The following is a 19500-nucleotide window of genomic DNA, read 5'->3' as shown; positions in this document are numbered from 1 at the left end:
AACTCTAGCCCTGTAGTATCTTTCTTGCTCTCCTGCTATGGGTTAAAAGATATCCTATTATTTTGTTAGACGCCTTTACAAGTACTAGAAGAATTCCAAGACCTAGAGCCATAAATATAACTGTTGTCTGCCATTGGAAGAAATCTAGTATTGCTATCTTAAATAAATTTGGAGCCACAATTATAGTTACTACAATTCCTACTACCATGGCGATGCAAAGTGCGAGTCTAAGTTTGTTTAATGGGTAGGATACTCTAATTAAAGTTCCGATTCCCACTGCTAACATAGACATTATTGCCATGGTTGAAACAAGCTCGTGGCTTAAGCCCGTTAGATTTCCATATATCACAACTAAGACTACGATTATAAAATCCGCCAAACCGGATGGTAGAGCATTTACAATAACATTAACTAGGAAATGGCCTCTAATTAGGCTCTTGTTTGGTTGAAGAGCTAAGAAGAAGGACGGAATTCCTATGGTAAATGCACCAAGTAGGGATAGCTGTGTTGGATATAGTGGGTATAAATTTGCCGCAATAAGTGTAAATATAGTTAGTAAGATTGAGAAAATGTTCTTTACTAGGAAGAGGCTTGCAGACCTTTGAATATTATTTACCACTCGTCTTCCTTCAGCCACCACCGATGGCATTCTTGAAAAGTCAGAGTCTAATAATACGATTTGCGCTGCATTTGCTGCTGCCTCACTACCTGTTGCGACGGCGATACTGCAATCTGCCTCTTTTAGAGCTAATACATCATTAACTCCATCCCCTGTCATGGCAACTGTTTTACCAGCTTCCTTAAGGGCCTTGATTATCATCTTCTTCTGCTCTGGGATTACTCGGCCAAAGACTGTGTATTTTTCAACGGCTTTTTTAAGTTCCCTATAGCTTGTTAAGCTTGTTGCATCTATGTATTTATCTGCGTTTTGGATGCCAGCTTTTGCTGCAATCTTTGACGCAGTAATAGAATTGTCACCTGAAATTACCTTTATATCTACGCCTTGTTCGGCGAAATATTTAAAGGTCTCTGTTGCATTTTCCCTAATCTCATTCTCTAGGATTATAAAGGCCTTTGGTGTTATTGGCTTAGTTAGCGCCTTACCTTCTAGAATTTCACTTGTCTCACCAAAGACTAATAATCTTGCGCCATCCTTTGTTAGTGCCTTAATCTGCTCTTCGTATTTAGAAAAGTCACTTGTTAGCACATATTCTGCGGCACCAAAGACTAGAGATCTGTCTTTAAATATTGCTGCCGAGTATTTGCTTGCTGATGAAAATGGACAAACTATATCTGTTTTTTCATCATTATCCGCTGGCAAAAACTCCTGCTGAATGGCCTTCATTGTCTCGTTATCTGCTGCCATGCTAGCAGATGCCATCCTGATTTCTCTAGATACATTTTCATTAAAATCTTCATCTAGATAAACCACCTTGCTTACTGACATCTCGGGGTTTGTAATAGTTCCTGTCTTGTCCACGCAAAGGACGTTAACTCTAGCTAATGTCTCCACGCAATTCATCTCATGAATTAAAACTTGTTGTTTTGCAAGTCGCATAATTGAGACTACCAAGGTGATACTTGCTAGTAAATAGAGACCTTCCGGTATCATGCCCACTAGCGAAGCAACTGTGGATACCACCCCTTCTTTTATTGAGTAGCCTAAAAAATAGACTGCTCGTATATACATAATCAATCCTAAAGGCACGATAATCACGCCGATTAAGGTTACCATTCGATTTAGAGAATCGATCATGTTAGTTTTCGTTTTCTTTCTTGTGGCTTTCGCCTCAGCATTTAACTTAGCCGCATAGGCTTCATCTCCAACTGCTGTAAGCACTGCTCTACACTGTCCTGACACAATAAAACTGCCTGATAATAACAAATCTCCGGCCTCTTTAATCACATCATCTGACTCCCCTGTAAGTAGAGACTCATTTACCCTAACTGTTCCACTCCTGATTACTGAATCTGCGCAGACCTGATTTCCTGCGCTAAACACACACATATCTCCACGAACCAAGGTCCAAGAGTCCACCACTGTTTCACGGCCATCTCTTATAACCCTAGTTTTTGGAGCATTCACAACATTTATCTTATCTAAAACTTTCTTGGCCCTTATCTCCTGAACTATACCTATGATGGTATTCCAGATGATAATAGGCATAAATGTTATATCCGTATAAGATTTTACTAAGCATAATAAAACTGCAAAAGTAATAAAGATTAAATTGAAGTAGGTAAAAATGTTACTAAAAATTATCTGCTTTATAGTCTTAGAGGGCTTATTAGTTGAAATATTACTAAGCCCCTCTAAGTTTCTTTTACGTACTTCCGCCTTAGACAAACCGCTATCTATGTCGGTTTGCAGTAATGCATCGTTATTAATATATTCTTCTGTACTTCCTCTAAAATTAGCTACTCTATTAGCTATCTTTCCGACAACTTTACTGTCCGCAACGTTGTCGACTGCTTTTCTCACTGTTATATATTTTTTATTTCTCATACTCAATTACCATACGTAAGTTTACACTTATGTCTTAATTAAAGTAATCTTACTTTCTATTCTTTACTATATTCAATTGCCTTTGACACTTTATTTATTACTATTATAGCACCAATTGTTACAATTGTCTTAACAATAAAGCTAATTGTTATACTTGTTACTGATCTATAGTCATATACAGTAAATGAAAGAATTGATACGAGCTGAATTGCAATTGCATACCAACTCCACATGTAATTAATGTTCTTCTTCATTGCGCCAAAAGTTGCAACCATAAGGAAGAGATTTAAGAATAAATCAAGTACTGCTGCAAGGCCAAGTAATGCCCAAATTGTTTCTGGTGCATAGAATAACTGGCTAAATGTGTCAGCAAGGCTTGTTATGTTAGCTTCTGTTAAACCTTCTGTAAGGCCTGAAATAAAGTCTGATGTAACTTCGCCCTGGTTAATTAAAACCTGAGCATTAACATAGAATGCAAATATACTTAAGCCGTAGCTAAAGATGCCCTGTCCAATACCAATACCTAAACCCGCAAGATAAACATCTCCTGGACGCTCATATCTTGAAATCATCATCTTTAAGATGAACCATCTTGCAATTCCCATACCGATAGCAAGGAAAATTGCCTGCACTAGATTATATGCACTCTGATTATAACTAAAGGCATAGTCAATGGATGGAATCATTGCAAGAGCTGATACCACCAACTGAGAGAATATAAATCCAAAAATACCATAAGTTACAATACCAAATAAAAATGGAACAACTCGTCCATTCCATCTTCTAAAAATAATAATTGTGGCAACAATAATAACTGATAAGAATAATATTCCTCCCGCAGTTATAAATGATAATACGTCACCTGATAAAGTCTTCCCTATAAATTCATTAAAACTTTCCATTATTAATCTACCTTCCTTATTATTGAGGCCTTTAAAAATGCTACAAAAGACCTATATAAAATAATAACAGATAGCGCCTTAATCGTCTATTCTAGCTTTATAAACTTCTTATAAAAAGGCATTAAAAAAGAAGCTGTAAAGAAATTCTTTACAGCTTCGTCCTCTTTTACTATCTTTTCTCAATATATCTATCCGCCTAAGCCTCGATTCATTGGAAAAAGGTACGTCATAACCCCCAGATTAGAGCTTAGTAACGTTAGTAGCCTGAGGTCCCTTAGCGCCTTCTGTGATATCAAACTCAACTGAAGCACCTTCCTCTAATGACTTAAATCCTTCCATGTTAAGACCAGAGTAATGTACGAATACATCCTTTCCTGATTCATCAGAGATAAAGCCATAGCCCTTCTGGTTGTTAAACCACTTTACTGTACCTTTCATTTAATAGTACCTCCATAAAATATCTAGTTGTTCTTAGTAAGTTAAGGTTCCCCTCCCTTAATAAAAATACCTTAATTATCTTAACATTTGCTTTATTGTATGTCAATAAGTTATAGTATTTCTCATACCATGTTTTTAGTTTTGTACAATCTAAGCAGCTAGACGGAGGAAGCGCTCATCTAGCGCATCTTCGTTAGTGGAAGCCGGAACCGTATACATTACACGGCTAAGCTCGGTACCATCTGAATCAATTTGGGCAACAGATACGATATCACCTTCATTAACTGAGGCATTCTCTACCTTTAGGAGCCTATCATTAATCTTTTCCGTCGTATACTTCTTGTTATTTATAAGTACCGTTGAGTAGTCATTAAAGTAAGTTCCTTCCACATACAGGTCTCCATCATATTCATAGGTTCCCGTTATAGAAATTGTGTCTAGACCATAGTGTAAGTTAGTTGCTGTATATGGGCTTTCACCTTCGTAAATATCCTGATCTCCGTAGAGGATATCATATTCAAGGATTGTAAGATTCTTTAAATAGTCCTCTGAGTCATGGCTTGTCTGGTGATATTTAAAAATATTACCCTCTGAAATTCCTAATCTTTCAAATACGTAAGCAGTTAACTGATATGCTTCAAGGTCAACATCTTCCTTTTCCATATCGAAGTTACTCCACATTACATATTCAGTCTCATAGATACTGTTATGTTTCATATCTGAATCTGTTAAGTTAAAGGTTGGAAGATGATCGCCATACATTACAAGTACAGTCTTCTCATCACGCTGAGATAACATATCTGTTAACTCGCCAATAAACTTATCCATATCATGAATCATGTTAACGTAGTATTCAAAACCTGTCTGATTCTCAGAATCAGGGAAATTATCAATTGTAATTTCTGGTGTATAACCTTCAGGATATTCATTAGGATAATCACCATGTCCTTCAACAGAAATTGTATAGACGTAATCTGAACCATCTGTAGAATTAAGGGCTTTTTCAATGTATTCTGTTAAGATTTCATCCTTTGCCCAGTTTCCGTTAGGTGTAAGCTCAATTCCATCCATATATTCTATTGGTGTAAATGTATCGTAGCCTAAATGTGTAAATACCTTATTTCTTGTATAGAAAGTAGCATCGTTATTATGAACTACGTGAGTTGTATAGCCAAGATTTTTAAGGGCATAAGCTGCCGACTCACAAACCTTGTTTTGTAATACTGTCTTATATGGATATTCACCAGGTCCAAAGTCATCAAGATTCATACCTGTCTGAACTTCAAACTCAGTATTTACTGTACCTGCACCAAATACAGGAACTGATAAATAACCTGATGTAAACTCGCTTTGTAATCTATTGAAGTTTGGAAGTACCTGTTCAGATACCTCTAATCCATTAATCTCAGTTGGATCAAAGAAAGATTCAAGCTGAAGGAAAATGATATTAGGTGTCTCTTGTGCAGTTACCTCATCAGTTGTTGTACTATCAATAGTTTCTTTTAGGTTTTCTACATATTCTTCTGAATAATCAGAATCCTTACTTACACCTCTATTTAATACACTTGTTGTAAAGCAATAAGTGAAACCGTAATTTTGGAAAGCATTTGATAAGTTACCAAAATCAGTTCCCATTACATTATGCAAAAGAAGTGTTGCAATTGTTGCATATGTAAAAAGAATTACTAGAGCTGACTGGAAAAAGCCAAATAGGAAGAATCTTCTTCTTGAAAGCTCTGTTTCTACCTTGCCTGTCTTTCTAAAGAGAATAATAAGTAGGGCAATCACAACAACTATTAAAACAATGATAAAGACAATGTTAATAAATGTTAAATACATTGGCGCAACCTTTACTGCATCATCAATAAGTAAAAAATCCATTGCTGTAAATGGAGTTTTACGTGTGGATTTTACAATAAAGTTAGTTACTGCAAGACCTAACCAGCCCACTGAAATCAAAGTGTAAACAAAAGCTCTCTTCTTAAACATCATACCAATACTTAAGCATGAAGCTATAATTAGCATGTTTACTAAGAAAATAACAGGTGATGTAAATGGCATCCAAATGCCTGATAAATTTCTCTTATTAAGACACTCTATTACCATAGTAACAATTATTGAGTAACAAATTGGATGGATAATATCATATGTCCATATTTTCTTGAAAAAATTCTTTAAGACTTTCCATACTTTTAAGTCTTTTATCTTATCCATATATTCCTCCTTAATGTCTATTATTCGAGTAAAAACAAAAAAGGGCAGAAGCCAAATGGTTTCTGCCCTAATTATTACTTAGTCAACTTAAATGAACTCTTTAGTGAAACAATTCTGTTAAATACAGGTACGCCTTCCTTTGAGTCCTTGTTATCAACGCAGAAATATCCATTTCTTACGAACTGGAACTTATCTTCTGCTACAGAGTTGATAAGCTCAGGTTCAACTATTGCATCTTTAATTATTGTTAATGAATTAGGATTTATATTCATAGAGCCATCCTCTTCGTTATAAACGCCCTTCTCCTCATCAATAATATTCTCATATAATCTTACCTCAGCTTTTTTGCCCTCAGTTGCTGATACCCAATGGATAGTACCCTTAACCTTACGGCCTTCAACATTTCCTCCTTTAGTTTCTGGATCGTAAGTACAGTGAATCTCTGTAATCTTACCATCTGCATCTTTAGTGTAATCTACGCAAGTAAGAAGATATGCATTCATGAAACGAACTTCGTTACCTGGGAATAATCTGAAATACTTCTTAGGTGGTTCTTCCATGAAATCTTCTCTCTCAATAAATAGCTCTTTAGTAAACGGAACTTTTCTAGTTCCCATCTCAGGATTCTCCTGATTATTAGGAACTTCCATATATTCAACCTGACCCTCTGGATAGTTATCAACGATAACCTTAACTGGATCAAGAATTGCCATCATTCTCTTAGCCTTTGGCTTTAAGTCTTCTCTGATACAGTATTCAAGCATTGGATACTCAACTGCACCCTGTGACTTTGTAACACCTACAAGCTTAGTGAACATTCTAATTGACTCTGGTGTAAATCCTCTTCTTCTAAGTGCTGCAATTGACACAAGTCTTGGATCATCCCATCCATCAACTACGCCATCCTCTACAAGCTTTTTGATGTAACGCTTACCAGTTACAACATTTTCAAGATAAAGCTTTGCAAATTCAATCTGCTTTGGTGGGTTCTCATACTCAAGTTCTCTTACAACCCAGTCATATAAAGGTCTGTGGTCTTCAAACTCAAGTGTACAAATTGAATGAGAAACGCCTTCAATAGCATCTTCAATAGGATGAGCAAAATCATACATAGGATAAATGCACCAAGTATCACCTGTTCTGTGATGTGTCATGTGAGCAACTCTATAAATAACAGGATCTCTCATATTGATATTAGGGCTTGCCATATCGATCTTAGCTCTTAAAACCTTAGTACCATCTTCAAACTTACCATTCTTCATATCTTCAAAAAGAGCTAAATTCTCTTCTACTGATCTGTCTCTATATGGTGAGTTCTTACCTGGTTCTGTAAGTGTTCCTCTGTACTGTCTAATCTCTTCTGCAGATAAGTCACATACGAAAGCCTTACCCTTCTTAATTAACTTAACTGCTGCCTCGTACATCTGCTGGAAATATCCTGATGCAAATAATACGTCGCCATGCCATTTAGCACCAAGCCATTCAACGTCCTTCTTAATTGATTCAACGAACTCTTCCTTCTCTTTAGTAGGATTAGTATCATCAAATCTCATATTAAACTGACCGTTGTACTCAGTTGCTAAACCATAGTTTAAAAGAATCGACTTAGCATGTCCAATATGAAGGTAGCCATTAGGTTCTGGTGGGAATCTAGTAATGACTTTCTTGCAATGCCCTTCTTCTATATCTTTATCAATAATCTGTTCAATGAAATTCTTGGAAACAACCTCGTTTTCCATAAATAATGTTCCTCCGTTTTCTAATATGCCATTAGCAATAATCGTTTTTATTCGAATTTTAGCAAAATACAAAAGTTATTGTACTCCAAAAGCCTTAGTTCGTAAAGTTATAAGCTAATTAAAATCTAGTAAATTAGATTAGTGTGTAGCTTTATTATACATATCCTGTAACTCATCAATAGTGAAATTGTAATGAGTATTACAGAAATGACAGTTAACCTCGATAGGCTTATTGTCAGCAATCATCTTAGATAATTCTTCTCTACCGATACTAATTACGGCCTTAGAAACTCTTTCCTTAGAGCAGTTACACTTAAAGCCAGTATCAATAGTATCAAGGATTTCAAGATCCATGTCTCCTAAAATGTGCTCTAAGATCTGTTCTGGGCTCATACCCTCTTCAAGCATGTAAGTAATTGACTTAACGCTCTTAATTCTTTCTTCAAGCTTATCAATAAATTCCTCACTAGCATTAGGCATAAGCTGAATAATAAAACCACCTGCTTCTCTTACAGTATTATCATTATTCATAAGTACGCCAAGACCTACTGATGATGGAACCTGTTCTGAAGTTGCAAAATAATATGTTAAATCCTCAGCGATTTCACTTGTAATAAGGATTGTATCACCAATATATGGTTCTCTAAGTCCGATATCCTTAATTACTGATAAAACACCGATACCTACAGCACCTGCAATATCAATCTTACCGTCCTTTAGTGGAAGCATAACCTCAGGATTTGCAACCATACCCTTAACTTCGCCCTTAGCGTTGGCAGTAACTGTCATAGCGCCAATAGGTCCATTACCCTTAATCTGGATTGTAAGCACATCGTCGTCATTCTTCATCATTGTACCCATCATTGCGCCACCTGCAAGTAATCTACCAAGGGCGATAGTTCCAATAGGGCTCATGCTGTGACGGCTTCTAGCTTCTTCTACTGTATTCTTACATGTAATAGCAAAGGCTCTAACCTGTCCGCCTGCTGCTGTTGCTCTTACTATATAGTCTTTCATCTTAGTTTCCTTTCTATGTTTAGTTAAATTAATCTGTTACTTTTATTCTTAGAAACATTTTCCTAATTACTTCTGTAATACGAAGTATACTCTCTCTGAATCCGGCTTTGGTGCATCCTTTGAAAATGCATCATAAAGGGCAAGCACAGAAAGACCCGCATTAGCTGCTGCCTCCTTAACTTCCTCTAATTCAAAGCCATGCTGAAAATGCTGTTCCTCATATCTATTAAAACTGCCGTCTTCATTCATAACAAAAACAGCGAGATCATATTCATTATTCTTATCGTCGTCGTTATAATAATTATCCCATATAAAAGCTGATTCGTCACGATTTTCCGCATAAGTATTGTCAGCTAATATATCTCTAAAGAAATGTATTGTCTTTAGATCAAAAACAAAAACGCCACCATCATTGATGTTCTCTGCCACGCACTTAAAAACAGACTCTAAATCTTCCTTACTTGTAATGTAATTCATAGAGTCACCAATACTTGTAAATGCGTCCACCTTAAAAGGAAGTTCAAACTCACGCATATCCTGACAAGAATAGAGAATATCTTGTCCACTTTCTTCAATTCTCTCAGCGGCTATAGCAAGCATGTCCTCAGACATATCAATACCTACAATGTCATAGCCTTCCTTTTCAAGCATTCTTGTAACAGTACCAGTTCCACAGCCTAAATCAACTACTGAGTCTCCAGCCTTTACGCCAAGCTCCTTTAAAAGTCCAATCATATATTGTCCCCATTCATCATAGGGAATGTTATCCATGTATTCATCATATACATAGGCAAATGCAGTGTATGCGTTCATTATTACTCCTTTATACTTATATACCCCTTGGCAAAAACCAAGGGGCACACATTGTAAACAAATTTATATTCTAATTAGGCTATCGTTAAAATTAACGACCACAGCACTGCTTATACTTCTTACCGCTTCCGCATGGACATGGATCATTACGTCCAATCTTCTTACCTTCTCTAACGAAAGTACCAGAAGCCTTCTGCTTCTTATAAAGGTTCTTTCTTACTTCTTCTGAAAGTAAGTTATCCCATTCAGGAAGTTCATATAACCAATTAGCCTTGCAGCCAACCATGTTGTAGTAAAGCTTTTCTCTATCATATTCAAGAGAAACTTCTGTATCCTCTTCCATAGTCTCAATTGGATTAGGAGTTACTAAGCTATCGTTAATACCATCTAAGAAACCTGTCATAAGTAAAACTTCTACGTTAAACTTACTAGCTAAGTCCTTAACGCTACCCTTAACTACTTCGTCTGGATTTCCTAAAATTTCCTTATAGATTCTCTGCTCTTCTGTAAAGTAAGCATTCCAGAAATTCTCAGCAGCCTTAGGATCTGCTTCTGTATTGTACGCAAGATTTCTCCATGTTTCTAAAAGTGCCATGTTTAATACCTCTTCCTTATTATTTATTCCTATTATTTAGTGTATATAAAGACACGACTCCAAACTACACTAAAAAGTATTACTATGGAATTATAACATAGAATAATTTAAAAGCAAGCATTTAAAAAGAGGCTCTGTAAATGCCCGTGGATTCTGCATTTTCAAAAGCCCCTTAAATACTCGCTTGTCATAATTCCCCTTATTATTAGGAAAATGTTCTAAATTATAGAGTTATAATTAGAACCTGTTACATAGGTGTAACCGCCATCTGAATCATAACTACCTGTTGCTGCAAGCTTAGCAAGTGCACTTGTTGCATTGCTATTCATGGTCGAAGCGCTTGCACTAATCTGATTAGCAATTGATGCATCCTGTGCAAAAATCGACTTTAATGTGGATACATCAGCCTTATCAAGTGTATCTTTATCAAGACTTAAACTATTATCACTATTAACTGTTATTCCCACTGAAGATAATATACCTGAATTTATATTAGTGGATTTAACCATAAAATTAGCAGATCTAAGAGTTGATGTAATATTAGAATCTGCTGCAGAATCTACTAAATCGTTGTAATCCTTTACAAAGCTAGATACTGCCTTATAAATTGCATCTCTGTCATAATCTGTTGTTTCATTACCTTCTGAGTCTGTAGTCGTCTTCTTTTCCCAAAGGCTTGAACTTGTTAAAGTCTTTACATCCTTAATAACCGCTGCTGAAGCACTCTTAATTGTTGTTTCAGTATTCTTCTCGGCAGATGAATTAATTGTGGAATTAGTGCTTGAACTAGTTGTAGTTGTATCTTCTTCCTCATCCTGAGAGTAATAGTTATCAAGCAACTTCTTGTAACTACCTGACTTTATAGAACTAAGCTGATTAAGATCTAGACTATAAATGCCCGACGAACTTGACTGTAAGCTTGAAAACAAGCTAGTAATATTAGAATTTATGCTCGACATCTTAACACCTCCTTGTTATTAAGAAGCCCATTGACCTATTGTTTCTAATACCATTATATCACAACTTGTAAAAATGTCTATCAAAAGTACTATTTATTTTCTTTAGATGATACTTCTTCACTAGTTCCCTTGCCGTGAAGAAACTTATAAACCAATAACATGGCATAAGCAACTACTGGTAAAACTATATCTGTATAGATTAAACCTCTAAATAATGTGTTAGTAACCTCGCTATCAATAAAAGCCACCACAAGAGTTGTAAGGAGTAAAATTCCCCATAAAACTACTACTGTTAAGGCTGCGATTCTCTTTAATTTCTTCATCTTTCTAACTTCCTATCCTTCTTAAAATTTTATTTACTCAAGTATACACAAAATACTATTGCATAGGCAATAAAAAGATTATATTATAATCTTAATAAAGCCGGTACAATTTAATATTAACTAGGGGAGATAAGGTGTGAGAATAGTGCTATGATTATTTTTGAAAATATATCTCTAAAGCCAGTAATCAAGCTATTTCTAGATAACTTATTTTATAGGTATATTATAGTAAAAATCCTTGACTACGCCCATGCCTTATAGTATTTTATCATAGCAAGTGATTGAGAAATGCCTCATCACTTCTAGGTGTTATCTTATTTTATATAAGATTTTACTCGAAATTTAGTAAGAAATGAGGGTTCGTGTATGGATCAGTTAATGGACATTTTATCAGAGTACAATTCAGAAATTGATTTTGAAACTTATGAAGCTTTAGTAGACGACGAAATTTTATTAAATGATGACCTTGAGAGCCTTGCTCAGGAGCTTAATGATGCCTATGACATCAACATCACAGCTAATGACATCGTTCCTGAAAATTTTAACTCTGCTGAACTTATTTGGGAATTAATCCAAAGATTATCAGAATAATTAAAGATAAGAATTGTTTAAAAACAAGAAAAGCGCAGGCCAATTATGGTCTGCGCTTTATAAATTTCTGTGTTATCAAGTTTTGTCTACTTATCATCTAGCCTTTTATTAAGTCTTTTATCCAAGCTCTTAATTAGCTTCTAGACTCCATAATCTTTACGGCATTACTTGTGCCAATTCTATCAGCACCTGCCTCAATCATGGCAATTGCAGTGTTATAATCTCTTATTCCACCTGAAGCCTTAACAAGGCCTTCCTCACCTACAACTTCCTTCATAAGAGCCACATCTCTTAGAGTTGCGCCTCCTGTTGAAAATCCAGTTGAGGTCTTAACGTAATCAGCTCCAGCTTCCATAGAAAGCTCGCAAGCCTTTTTCTTTTCCTCATCAGTTAATAGGCAAGTTTCAATAATTACCTTTAAAACATGTCCCTTTGTCGCCTCTCTTACAGCCTTAATATCCTCAAGCACAATATCATATGCTTTAGCTTTAAGGGCGCCGATTTGAATTACCATATCGATTTCTTCTGCGCCATCTTCAATAGCCTTCTTTGCCTCAAAGGCTTTTGTTTGCGTATCCATAGCTCCTAGTGGAAATCCTACAACCACGCAAGTCTTAACAGCTGTGTCCTTTAATTGCTTCGCTACTAATTTAGTGTACGCTGAGTTAACGCAAACCGATGCAAAGTCATATTTCTTGGCTTCCTCACACAATTTTTCAATATCTTCTGGTGTGGCATCTGGCTTTAAATTAGTATGATCAAAATACTTTTCAAAATCCATAATACCCTCCTATCTAGTAATACTTATTACTATGCTGATTATATCATTATTATCTAAAACAAGCTAGTTGTTTATATTTGTCAAGACTCGCTCGTAAGTCTAGCGCCGGATTCGGGTCTGCTACTGCAGACAAATTCCTGTCCGAATCCGTGCGCATCCTCGCGGAGCATTTAACTCAGTCGGAGCTTGTACTCCGACTGAGCTAAAGAAGCCCTAAAAGGCTAACTGATAGCTAAAAGTCTTGCTATCAGTGCTTTCTAGGGCTTTGAGAACACTTATAAATTCTATGATTAGTTTCTTTTAGAAACTAGTTCTTCTTGTAGTTTGAAACTCTGTGGATGATTTCATGTCTTCCTGGACCATTAGAAACCATTGTAATAGGAGCTTCGATTTCTTCCTCGATTGCTTCGATATAATCGCGGCATTCCTTTGGAAGGTCTTCGTAATTCTTGATTCCTCTGATTTCGCACTTCCAACCTGGGAACTTCTTTAATACTGGCTTAGCCTTCTCAAGCTCAGATGTTGTAGGGAAGTCCTTAGTTACCTTACCATCGATTTCATAACCTACACACATAGGAATTTCATCGAGGTATCCAAGTACGTCAATTACTGTAAGGGCAACTTCTGTTGTACCCTGCATTCTAACACCGTAACGTGTTGCTACTGCATCAAACCAACCCATTCTTCTTGGACGACCTGTTGTAGCACCAAATTCGCCACCGTCACCGCCACGAACTCTTAATTCCTGAGCTTCGTCGCCAAAGATTTCTGAAACAAATGCACCTGCACCAACTGATGATGAGTATGCCTTAACTACTGTAACAACATCCTTAATTTCAGCTGCTGGAATACCTGCACCAATTGCACCGTAAGCAGCAAGAGTTGAGCTAGATGTTACCATAGGATAGATACCGTGATCTGGATCCTTAAGTGAACCTAACTGACCTTCAAGTAAAATCTTCTTACCTTCCTTAATTGCCTTATGAAGGTATGCTGAAGTATCGCAAACATAAGGTGCAATCATTTCTTTATATTCCATGAGAGTATTAAAGATGTCCTCTTCCTTAAGAAGTGGAGCGTGATAGAGATGTTCTAGCATAACATTCTTTAATGTACAAACGTTACTAATCTTATCCTTAAGTGCTTTCTCATCTCCGAATAATTCGCTAACCTGGAAACCAATCTTAGCGTACTTATCTGAATAGAATGGAGCAATACCTGACTTAGTAGAGCCAAAAGACTTACCTGCAAGTCTTGCTTCCTCGTATGTATCAAAATCTACATGATAAGGCATCATAATCTGTGCTCTATCTGACACCAAAATCTTAGGCATTGGAACATTTCTGTCTGTTAAGCTCTTTAATTCGTTAATTAAATAAGGAATATTTAGAGCTACTCCATTACCTATAATGCTTGTAGTGTGATTATAAAATACACCAGATGGGAGTAAATGAAGTGCAAATTTACCATAATCATTAATGATTGTGTGTCCTGCATTACTTCCTCCCTGGAATCTTACAATAATATCTGATTCCTCGGCGAGCATATCAGTAATCTTACCCTTACCTTCGTCGCCCCAGTTAGCACCAACAATAGCCTTTACCATAGTTACTTCCTCCGTCCCGTTTTACGGGTATAAAATTATATGTTTTTATCTAGAAAAGCCACTATCTAGATTGTGAATCTAGACAAGCCATCATCTAGATTAGCAAATGCCAATAAAAATAAACATTTGCCACACCGGTTTATCATAACAAAACAAAATGGAATATGCAAGAAATTAGACGAAATTGTTAGGATTGTTTTATATCTTTAACTTAGAAAATCTGAGTAGTCAAGACTCGCTCGCGAGTCTTGTGCGCCGGATTCGTGTCTGCTTAAGCAGACAAATTTCTGTCCGAATCCGTGCGCATCCTCGCGGAGCGTTTAGCTCAGTCGGAGCTTGTACTCCGACTGAGCTAAAAAAAGCTATTGAGGGGAATTGAACCCCCGACCTCTTCATTACCAATGAAGTGCTCTACCACTGAGCTACAATAGCAAATCTGCTAAATTATAGCATAAATTAAGTTATTTTATCAACTTAATTTATACTATTTTGCAGATAATTTTTTCTTTATTCTTGTTAGTGCATTATCTATGGATTTCGGCGTCTTTTTAAGAGCTTTAGCTATCTGCTGATAGTTTTGTCCCTTCTTACTTAGAGCAAAAACTTCTCTTTCAAAAGTGCTTAATTTAGTCTTAGCATCGGCATTAATTGTAGAAATCTCCTCCTTGCTAAGATAAGCATATTCTGGATTATAAAAATCATCAGCTGCTAGATTATCTCCAATAGTCAACTCCTCATCATCTCCCTGACCAAGAGGCTGGTCTAGGCTAATATAGCCATTAAGGGGGAGATTCTTTTGTCTATTAGAGGCCTTGATTGCGTTTTGGATTTGGCGTTCAATGCAAATGTTAGCAAAGGTAGTAAATTTCACGCTTCTTTCCACATCATAATCTCTTACAGCATTAAAAAGACCTATCATACCTTCTTGAATTAAATCTTCTTTATCGCCGCCAGCAATAAACATAGTTTTTGCCTTATACTTAACCGTATCCTTATACCTTTCGTATAGGAGATTAGCTGCGGCTTGATTTTCATTTTCCTTATAATCTCTTACTAAATCTTCATCAGTCATTGCTGATAATTTATCCATATACACCCTCTATTAATTAGTCTGTTAAAATCTTAAGCCATTCTCTGTCTTACGATTTCATAAGCAAGTACGCCTGCTGCCACTGAAGCATTAAGGGAATCAATATCCCCCTTCATTGGGATTGAGGCTACAAAGTCACATTTTTCCTTAACAAGACGGCTAACGCCGTTACCTTCATTACCAATAACTAAGCCGATAGGGCCTTTTAAGTTAAGATTATACATAGTCTCACCGCCCATATCTGCGCAGACAAACCAAAGACCTTCCTTCTTTAACTCTTCAATAGTCTTAGAAATGTTAGTTACCTTGGCAACTGGTGTGTAATTAATAGCACCAGCTGATGTCTTAGCTACTGTAGCTGTAAGGCCTACTGCCCTACGCTTTGGAATAATAACACCGTGAGCGCCTGCCTGATTAGCTGTTCTTATAATTGCGCCAAGATTGTGTGGATCCTCGATTTCATCTAAGATAAAGATAAATGGATCTTCACCCTTTTCTTTTGCAAGATTAAGGATGTCCTCAACTTCTGCATAATCATAAGCTGCGCCAATGGCTACAACTCCCTGATGACGGCTTGTTCCAGCAAGTCTATCAAGTCTTTCCTTATCTACAAAGTTAATAATGCAGTCAGTTTTCTTAGCTTCTCTTATAATAGTCTTAATTGGACCATCTGTGCTGCCATCTAAGACAAATAGCTTATCTATTGTTTTGCCTGATCTAAAAGCCTCTAAAACCGCATTACGGCCTTCAAAGGTCAATTCCTTATATCTCATTAGTCCTCCTATTAGTTGGCTTTCTTGTCTTCATCTCTTCGGATTCAAGTCCGATTTTTACAAGTTCCACCAATCTATCAAATTGCTCTGTTAAATATAAATAGCCAACTAAGGCCTCAAAGCCCGTTGCTCTTCTATAATCTGTAATAGAGGCATTCTTTGCGGAAGTATAAGACTTTGCATTACGGCCTCTTTTATATATAGCTTCCTCATCGCTTGTAAGCAAAGGCTCAAGGACACCAATCATAATAGACTGGGCCTCTGCCTTTACTAATGATGAAGCTTGTTTATTCATTTTATTAACCTGAGTGTTGCCCTCTGAAACAATCTTAGTTTTTATGATTAAATCATAGGCACAATCCCCGATATAAGCTAATACTAGAGGGGATAGCTGTCTTGGATTAGTCTCATTTAAATTAAGGCCCTCAAATATAGCCTTAGTAAAACTTAAGCTCTCTTCCATCTTACACCTTCTCTTGTATCCTCTAATACAATACCCTTTGAAAGTAACTCATCTCTGATTTCATCAGCTCTTTTAAAGTTTCTTTCCTTTCTTGCAGCCTGACGCTCATTGATTAAGTTCTCAATGTCAGCATCAAGTAACTCTGCTTCCTTAACCACCTTAAGGCCAAGGATATCTGAAAATGTTACAATAGCCTCTCTTAGCTTAGCAATAAATTCCTTGCTTGATGCAGCATTAGCATTAGAGTTAGCAATCTTTACCATATCAAAGATTGCAGAAATAGCATCAGCTGTATTAAAGTCATCATCCATAGAAGCTTCAAACTTATCCTGGCAAGCCTTAATTTCAGCAAGCACCTTTGTCTCTTCTTCTGTTAAGCTTTCAGCTGTTGCTGCATTTGCCAATTCATCAAGATTAGCTACTGCTGTCATGATTCTATCTAAACCATTCTTAGCTGATTCCATAAGCTCGCGGCTAAAGTTAATTGGATTACGATAGTGTGCGCTAAGCATAAAGAATCTAAGTACGCCTAAATCGTAATGCTCTGCAATATCTCTTACTGTAAAGAAATTGCCCTCTGACTTAGACATCTTCTTATTGTTAATATTAAGGAATGCATTGTGCATCCAATACTTTGCAAAATCTACACCATTGCAGCACTCTGACTGAGCGATTTCATTTTCATGATGAGGGAAAACTAAATCCTCGCCACCTGCATGGATATCGATTGTATCACCAAGATACTTCTTAGCCATTACAGAACACTCAATATGCCAGCCTGGTCTACCCTGTGACCACTGTGATTCCCAGTAAGGCTCGCCGTCCTTCTTTGGCTTCCATAATACGAAATCAAGTGCATCTTCCTTCTCGTCAGCGCCTGAAACCTTAAGGGCATGTGCCTCATCTCTGTGGCCTGCCTCTAAGTCGTCTATATTCTTCTTAGATAATTTACCATACTGATCAAAAGAACGTGTCTTAAAATAAACTGTTCCGTTCTTTGCGTAAGCATGTCCTTTTTTTACAAGAGTTCCAATCATGTCAAGCATACCAGGAATTTCCTTAGTAGCGAGAGGATGTGTTGTTGCAGGCTTAATGTTCATGCCTTCCATATCCTTTTTACACTCAGCAATATATCTCTGGCTTATAACGTCAGCTGTTGTACCTTCCTCGTTAGCCTTCTTAATAATCTTATCATCAACATCTGTGAAATTTGAAACGTAGTTAACTTCGTAACCCTTATATTCAAAATATCTTCTAACAGTGTCAAATACTATCATTGGTCTAGCATTACCGATATGAATAAGGTTGTAAACTGTAGGTCCACAAACATACATCTTTACCTTACCCTCTTCGATTGGTACAAATTCTTCCTTTTTTCTAGTTAAAGTATTATAAATCTTCATTTTATTACCTTCCCTGTAAACTCTTTTAGTTTATAATCATATGATCTCTGTTCTCAGCAACCTGTTTCTCAAGTTTACTTATTCTCTTTAAGATTCTCTCATTCTCGTCCTTAAGCTTGCAGAATTCTGCCGCAACTGGATCTGGTAGTGTTACCTGATCGAGATTTTCAATTAATCGCTTACAATCCTGAACCACGATCTTACCTGGAATACCAACGACTGTACAGTCATCTGGCACATCTCTTACAACTACTGAACCGGCACCAATCTTACAATCATTGCCAATCTTAATGTTACCAAGTACCTTAGCTCCAGCTCCTACCATGACATTATCTCCAAGAGTTGGATGTCTTTTTCCATGCTCCTTACCAGTACCACCAAGGGTTACGCCCTGATAAAGAGTAACGTTATTACCTATAATGGCTGTTTCGCCAATTACTACTCCATGACCATGATCCACAAAGAAACCCTCCCCAATTACAGCACCGGGATGGATTTCAATACCCGTCTTTCTTGCTGCTCTTTGAGAAATTTTTCTTGCTCTGTAAAAATGTCCCTTTTCATACAATTTATGAGCTCTTCTATAGTGATAAAGTGCCCAGAAAGTAGGATATAAAAGGACTTCCCAGTTAGATTTAATGGCTGGATCCTTTTGTCTAATTACTTCGGTTTCTTGTTTTACATATTTTAAAAAATTCATAAAATCGCTTCCATTTCATTTAACTATTCTGATTTTTTGGACAATTTCCGTTGCAACCGCCGCAACAATTTGTCATATCAGATTCACCATAAATGTAGTTATCCACTGATGAAATAGACGCAATAGCCTGAGATGAAATCCCCTGACCATTACCTGTAAAGCCTAAACCTTCTTCTGTTGTTGCCTTGACATTGACCTGGTCAATTGATAAACCAAGGGCCTTAGCAATATTTTCTCTCATTGTATCTATATAAGGTCTCATCTTAGGTTTTTGAGCTATTATAGTTGCATCTATATTCTCAATAATGAAGTTCTTCTCATCCACCATCTTGCCGGCTTCAGATAACAGCTTTAAGCTGTCTGCTCCTTCGTATTTAGGGTCTGTATCTGGAAAATGTTTACCAATATCTCCAAGGGCTGCAGCTCCTAAAATTGCATCAGTTATAGCATGAAGAAGCACATCTGCATCTGAATGTCCAAGAAGGCCTTTTTCGTATGGAATCTCAACGCCACCAATAATAAGCTTTCTTCCTTCAACTAGCTTGTGTACGTCATAACCCAATCCAACTCTCATTGCACTTCCTCCT

Annotated in this window: 19 protein-coding genes and 1 tRNA gene; 1 reads left to right on the top strand and 19 read right to left on the bottom strand. The window is 36.7% G+C overall.

The window, feature by feature from the left end; all coding sequences use genetic code 11:
- Nucleotides 1–4: 4 nt before the first annotated feature.
- The 10 genes from BLQ66_RS10835 to BLQ66_RS10790 form a co-directional block, all read right to left on the bottom strand.
- The gene (locus BLQ66_RS10835; RefSeq protein ID WP_083330354.1) at nucleotides 5–2506 is read right to left on the bottom strand and encodes an HAD-IC family P-type ATPase; all 2502 of its coding nucleotides are present in this window, start codon (nucleotides 2504–2506) and stop codon (nucleotides 5–7) included.
- A gap of 56 nt (nucleotides 2507–2562) precedes the next feature.
- Nucleotides 2563–3408, bottom strand: coding sequence for a hypothetical protein (locus BLQ66_RS10830; RefSeq protein WP_074522159.1), 846 nt, complete (start codon nucleotides 3406–3408; stop codon nucleotides 2563–2565).
- 240 nt (nucleotides 3409–3648) lie between these two features.
- Entirely contained in the window at nucleotides 3649–3846 is a 198-nt protein-coding gene (locus BLQ66_RS10825) for a cold-shock protein (protein WP_027431855.1), read from the bottom strand.
- A gap of 150 nt (nucleotides 3847–3996) precedes the next feature.
- Nucleotides 3997–6060: an LTA synthase family protein gene (locus tag BLQ66_RS10820; RefSeq protein WP_074522158.1), complete on the bottom strand. Its 2064-nt coding sequence runs from the start codon at nucleotides 6058–6060 to the stop codon at nucleotides 3997–3999.
- Between the two features lie 74 nt (nucleotides 6061–6134).
- Complete coding sequence (locus tag BLQ66_RS10815) at nucleotides 6135–7799, bottom strand: glutamine--tRNA ligase/YqeY domain fusion protein (RefSeq protein WP_074522157.1); 1665 nt, start codon at nucleotides 7797–7799, stop codon at nucleotides 6135–6137.
- A gap of 138 nt (nucleotides 7800–7937) precedes the next feature.
- Nucleotides 7938–8816 (bottom strand): Hsp33 family molecular chaperone HslO, encoded by an 879-nt coding sequence (gene hslO, locus BLQ66_RS10810; protein ID WP_074522156.1) that lies wholly within the window; start codon nucleotides 8814–8816, stop codon nucleotides 7938–7940.
- 66 nt (nucleotides 8817–8882) lie between these two features.
- Nucleotides 8883–9629: a class I SAM-dependent DNA methyltransferase gene (locus BLQ66_RS10805; protein WP_074522155.1), complete on the bottom strand. Its 747-nt coding sequence runs from the start codon at nucleotides 9627–9629 to the stop codon at nucleotides 8883–8885.
- 91 nt (nucleotides 9630–9720) lie between these two features.
- Nucleotides 9721–10224: an SEC-C metal-binding domain-containing protein gene (locus BLQ66_RS10800; RefSeq protein ID WP_074522154.1), complete on the bottom strand. Its 504-nt coding sequence runs from the start codon at nucleotides 10222–10224 to the stop codon at nucleotides 9721–9723.
- 218 nt (nucleotides 10225–10442) lie between these two features.
- Complete coding sequence (locus tag BLQ66_RS10795; protein ID WP_074522153.1) at nucleotides 10443–11183, bottom strand: hypothetical protein; 741 nt, start codon at nucleotides 11181–11183, stop codon at nucleotides 10443–10445.
- Nucleotides 11184–11272: 89 nt separating this feature from the next.
- Entirely contained in the window at nucleotides 11273–11506 is a 234-nt protein-coding gene (locus tag BLQ66_RS10790; protein ID WP_074522152.1) for a hypothetical protein, read from the bottom strand.
- A 366-nt stretch (nucleotides 11507–11872) separates the two neighbouring features.
- Between BLQ66_RS10790 and BLQ66_RS10785 the strand changes: the two genes are divergently transcribed.
- A complete protein-coding gene (locus BLQ66_RS10785; RefSeq protein WP_027431860.1) occupies nucleotides 11873–12097 on the top strand; it encodes a hypothetical protein in 225 nt (74 codons plus the stop codon).
- Between the two features lie 133 nt (nucleotides 12098–12230).
- On the opposite strand, the gene deoC is transcribed toward BLQ66_RS10785, so the two are convergent.
- The 9 genes from deoC to ispF all read right to left on the bottom strand — a co-directional run bounded on the left by deoC (nucleotide 12231) and on the right by ispF (nucleotide 19487).
- Nucleotides 12231–12878 carry a deoxyribose-phosphate aldolase gene (gene deoC / locus BLQ66_RS10780; RefSeq protein ID WP_027431861.1) on the bottom strand — a complete coding sequence of 216 codons (648 nt, stop codon included), beginning with the start codon at nucleotides 12876–12878 and terminating at the stop codon, nucleotides 12231–12233.
- 307 nt (nucleotides 12879–13185) lie between these two features.
- On the bottom strand, nucleotides 13186–14484 hold the full coding sequence (locus tag BLQ66_RS10775; RefSeq protein WP_074522151.1) for an adenylosuccinate synthase: 1299 nt from the start codon (nucleotides 14482–14484) through the stop codon (nucleotides 13186–13188).
- 360 nt (nucleotides 14485–14844) lie between these two features.
- Nucleotides 14845–14916 (bottom strand) — tRNA-Thr (locus BLQ66_RS10770).
- A 52-nt stretch (nucleotides 14917–14968) separates the two neighbouring features.
- Complete coding sequence (locus tag BLQ66_RS10765) at nucleotides 14969–15574, bottom strand: sigma-70 family RNA polymerase sigma factor (protein ID WP_083330353.1); 606 nt, start codon at nucleotides 15572–15574, stop codon at nucleotides 14969–14971.
- Between the two features lie 32 nt (nucleotides 15575–15606).
- Nucleotides 15607–16347: a 23S rRNA (guanosine(2251)-2'-O)-methyltransferase RlmB gene (gene rlmB, locus BLQ66_RS10760; protein ID WP_074522150.1), complete on the bottom strand. Its 741-nt coding sequence runs from the start codon at nucleotides 16345–16347 to the stop codon at nucleotides 15607–15609.
- Nucleotides 16337–16810, bottom strand: a complete 474-nt coding sequence (locus tag BLQ66_RS10755; RefSeq protein WP_027431865.1) for a Mini-ribonuclease 3 — start codon at nucleotides 16808–16810, stop codon at nucleotides 16337–16339. The genes rlmB and BLQ66_RS10755 overlap by 11 nt, the downstream gene beginning before the upstream one ends.
- Complete coding sequence (gene cysS, locus BLQ66_RS10750; protein ID WP_074522149.1) at nucleotides 16795–18213, bottom strand: cysteine--tRNA ligase; 1419 nt, start codon at nucleotides 18211–18213, stop codon at nucleotides 16795–16797. Before cysS ends, BLQ66_RS10755 begins: the two co-directional genes overlap by 16 nt.
- Nucleotides 18214–18238: 25 nt before the next feature.
- Nucleotides 18239–18913, bottom strand: a complete 675-nt coding sequence (gene cysE / locus BLQ66_RS10745) for a serine O-acetyltransferase (RefSeq protein WP_074522148.1) — start codon at nucleotides 18911–18913, stop codon at nucleotides 18239–18241.
- Nucleotides 18914–18932: 19 nt separating this feature from the next.
- Nucleotides 18933–19487 (bottom strand): 2-C-methyl-D-erythritol 2,4-cyclodiphosphate synthase, encoded by a 555-nt coding sequence (ispF, locus tag BLQ66_RS10740; RefSeq protein ID WP_074522147.1) that lies wholly within the window; start codon nucleotides 19485–19487, stop codon nucleotides 18933–18935.
- Nucleotides 19488–19500 lie beyond the last annotated feature (13 nt).

Origin of the sequence: Lachnospira pectinoschiza (genome assembly GCF_900103815.1) — a bacterium.
GTDB classification, from domain to species: Bacteria; Bacillota; Clostridia; order Lachnospirales; family Lachnospiraceae; genus Lachnospira; species Lachnospira pectinoschiza_B.
The sequence above is the reverse complement of the archived record's forward strand: the minus strand, read 5'-3'. Positions and strand labels throughout refer to the sequence as shown.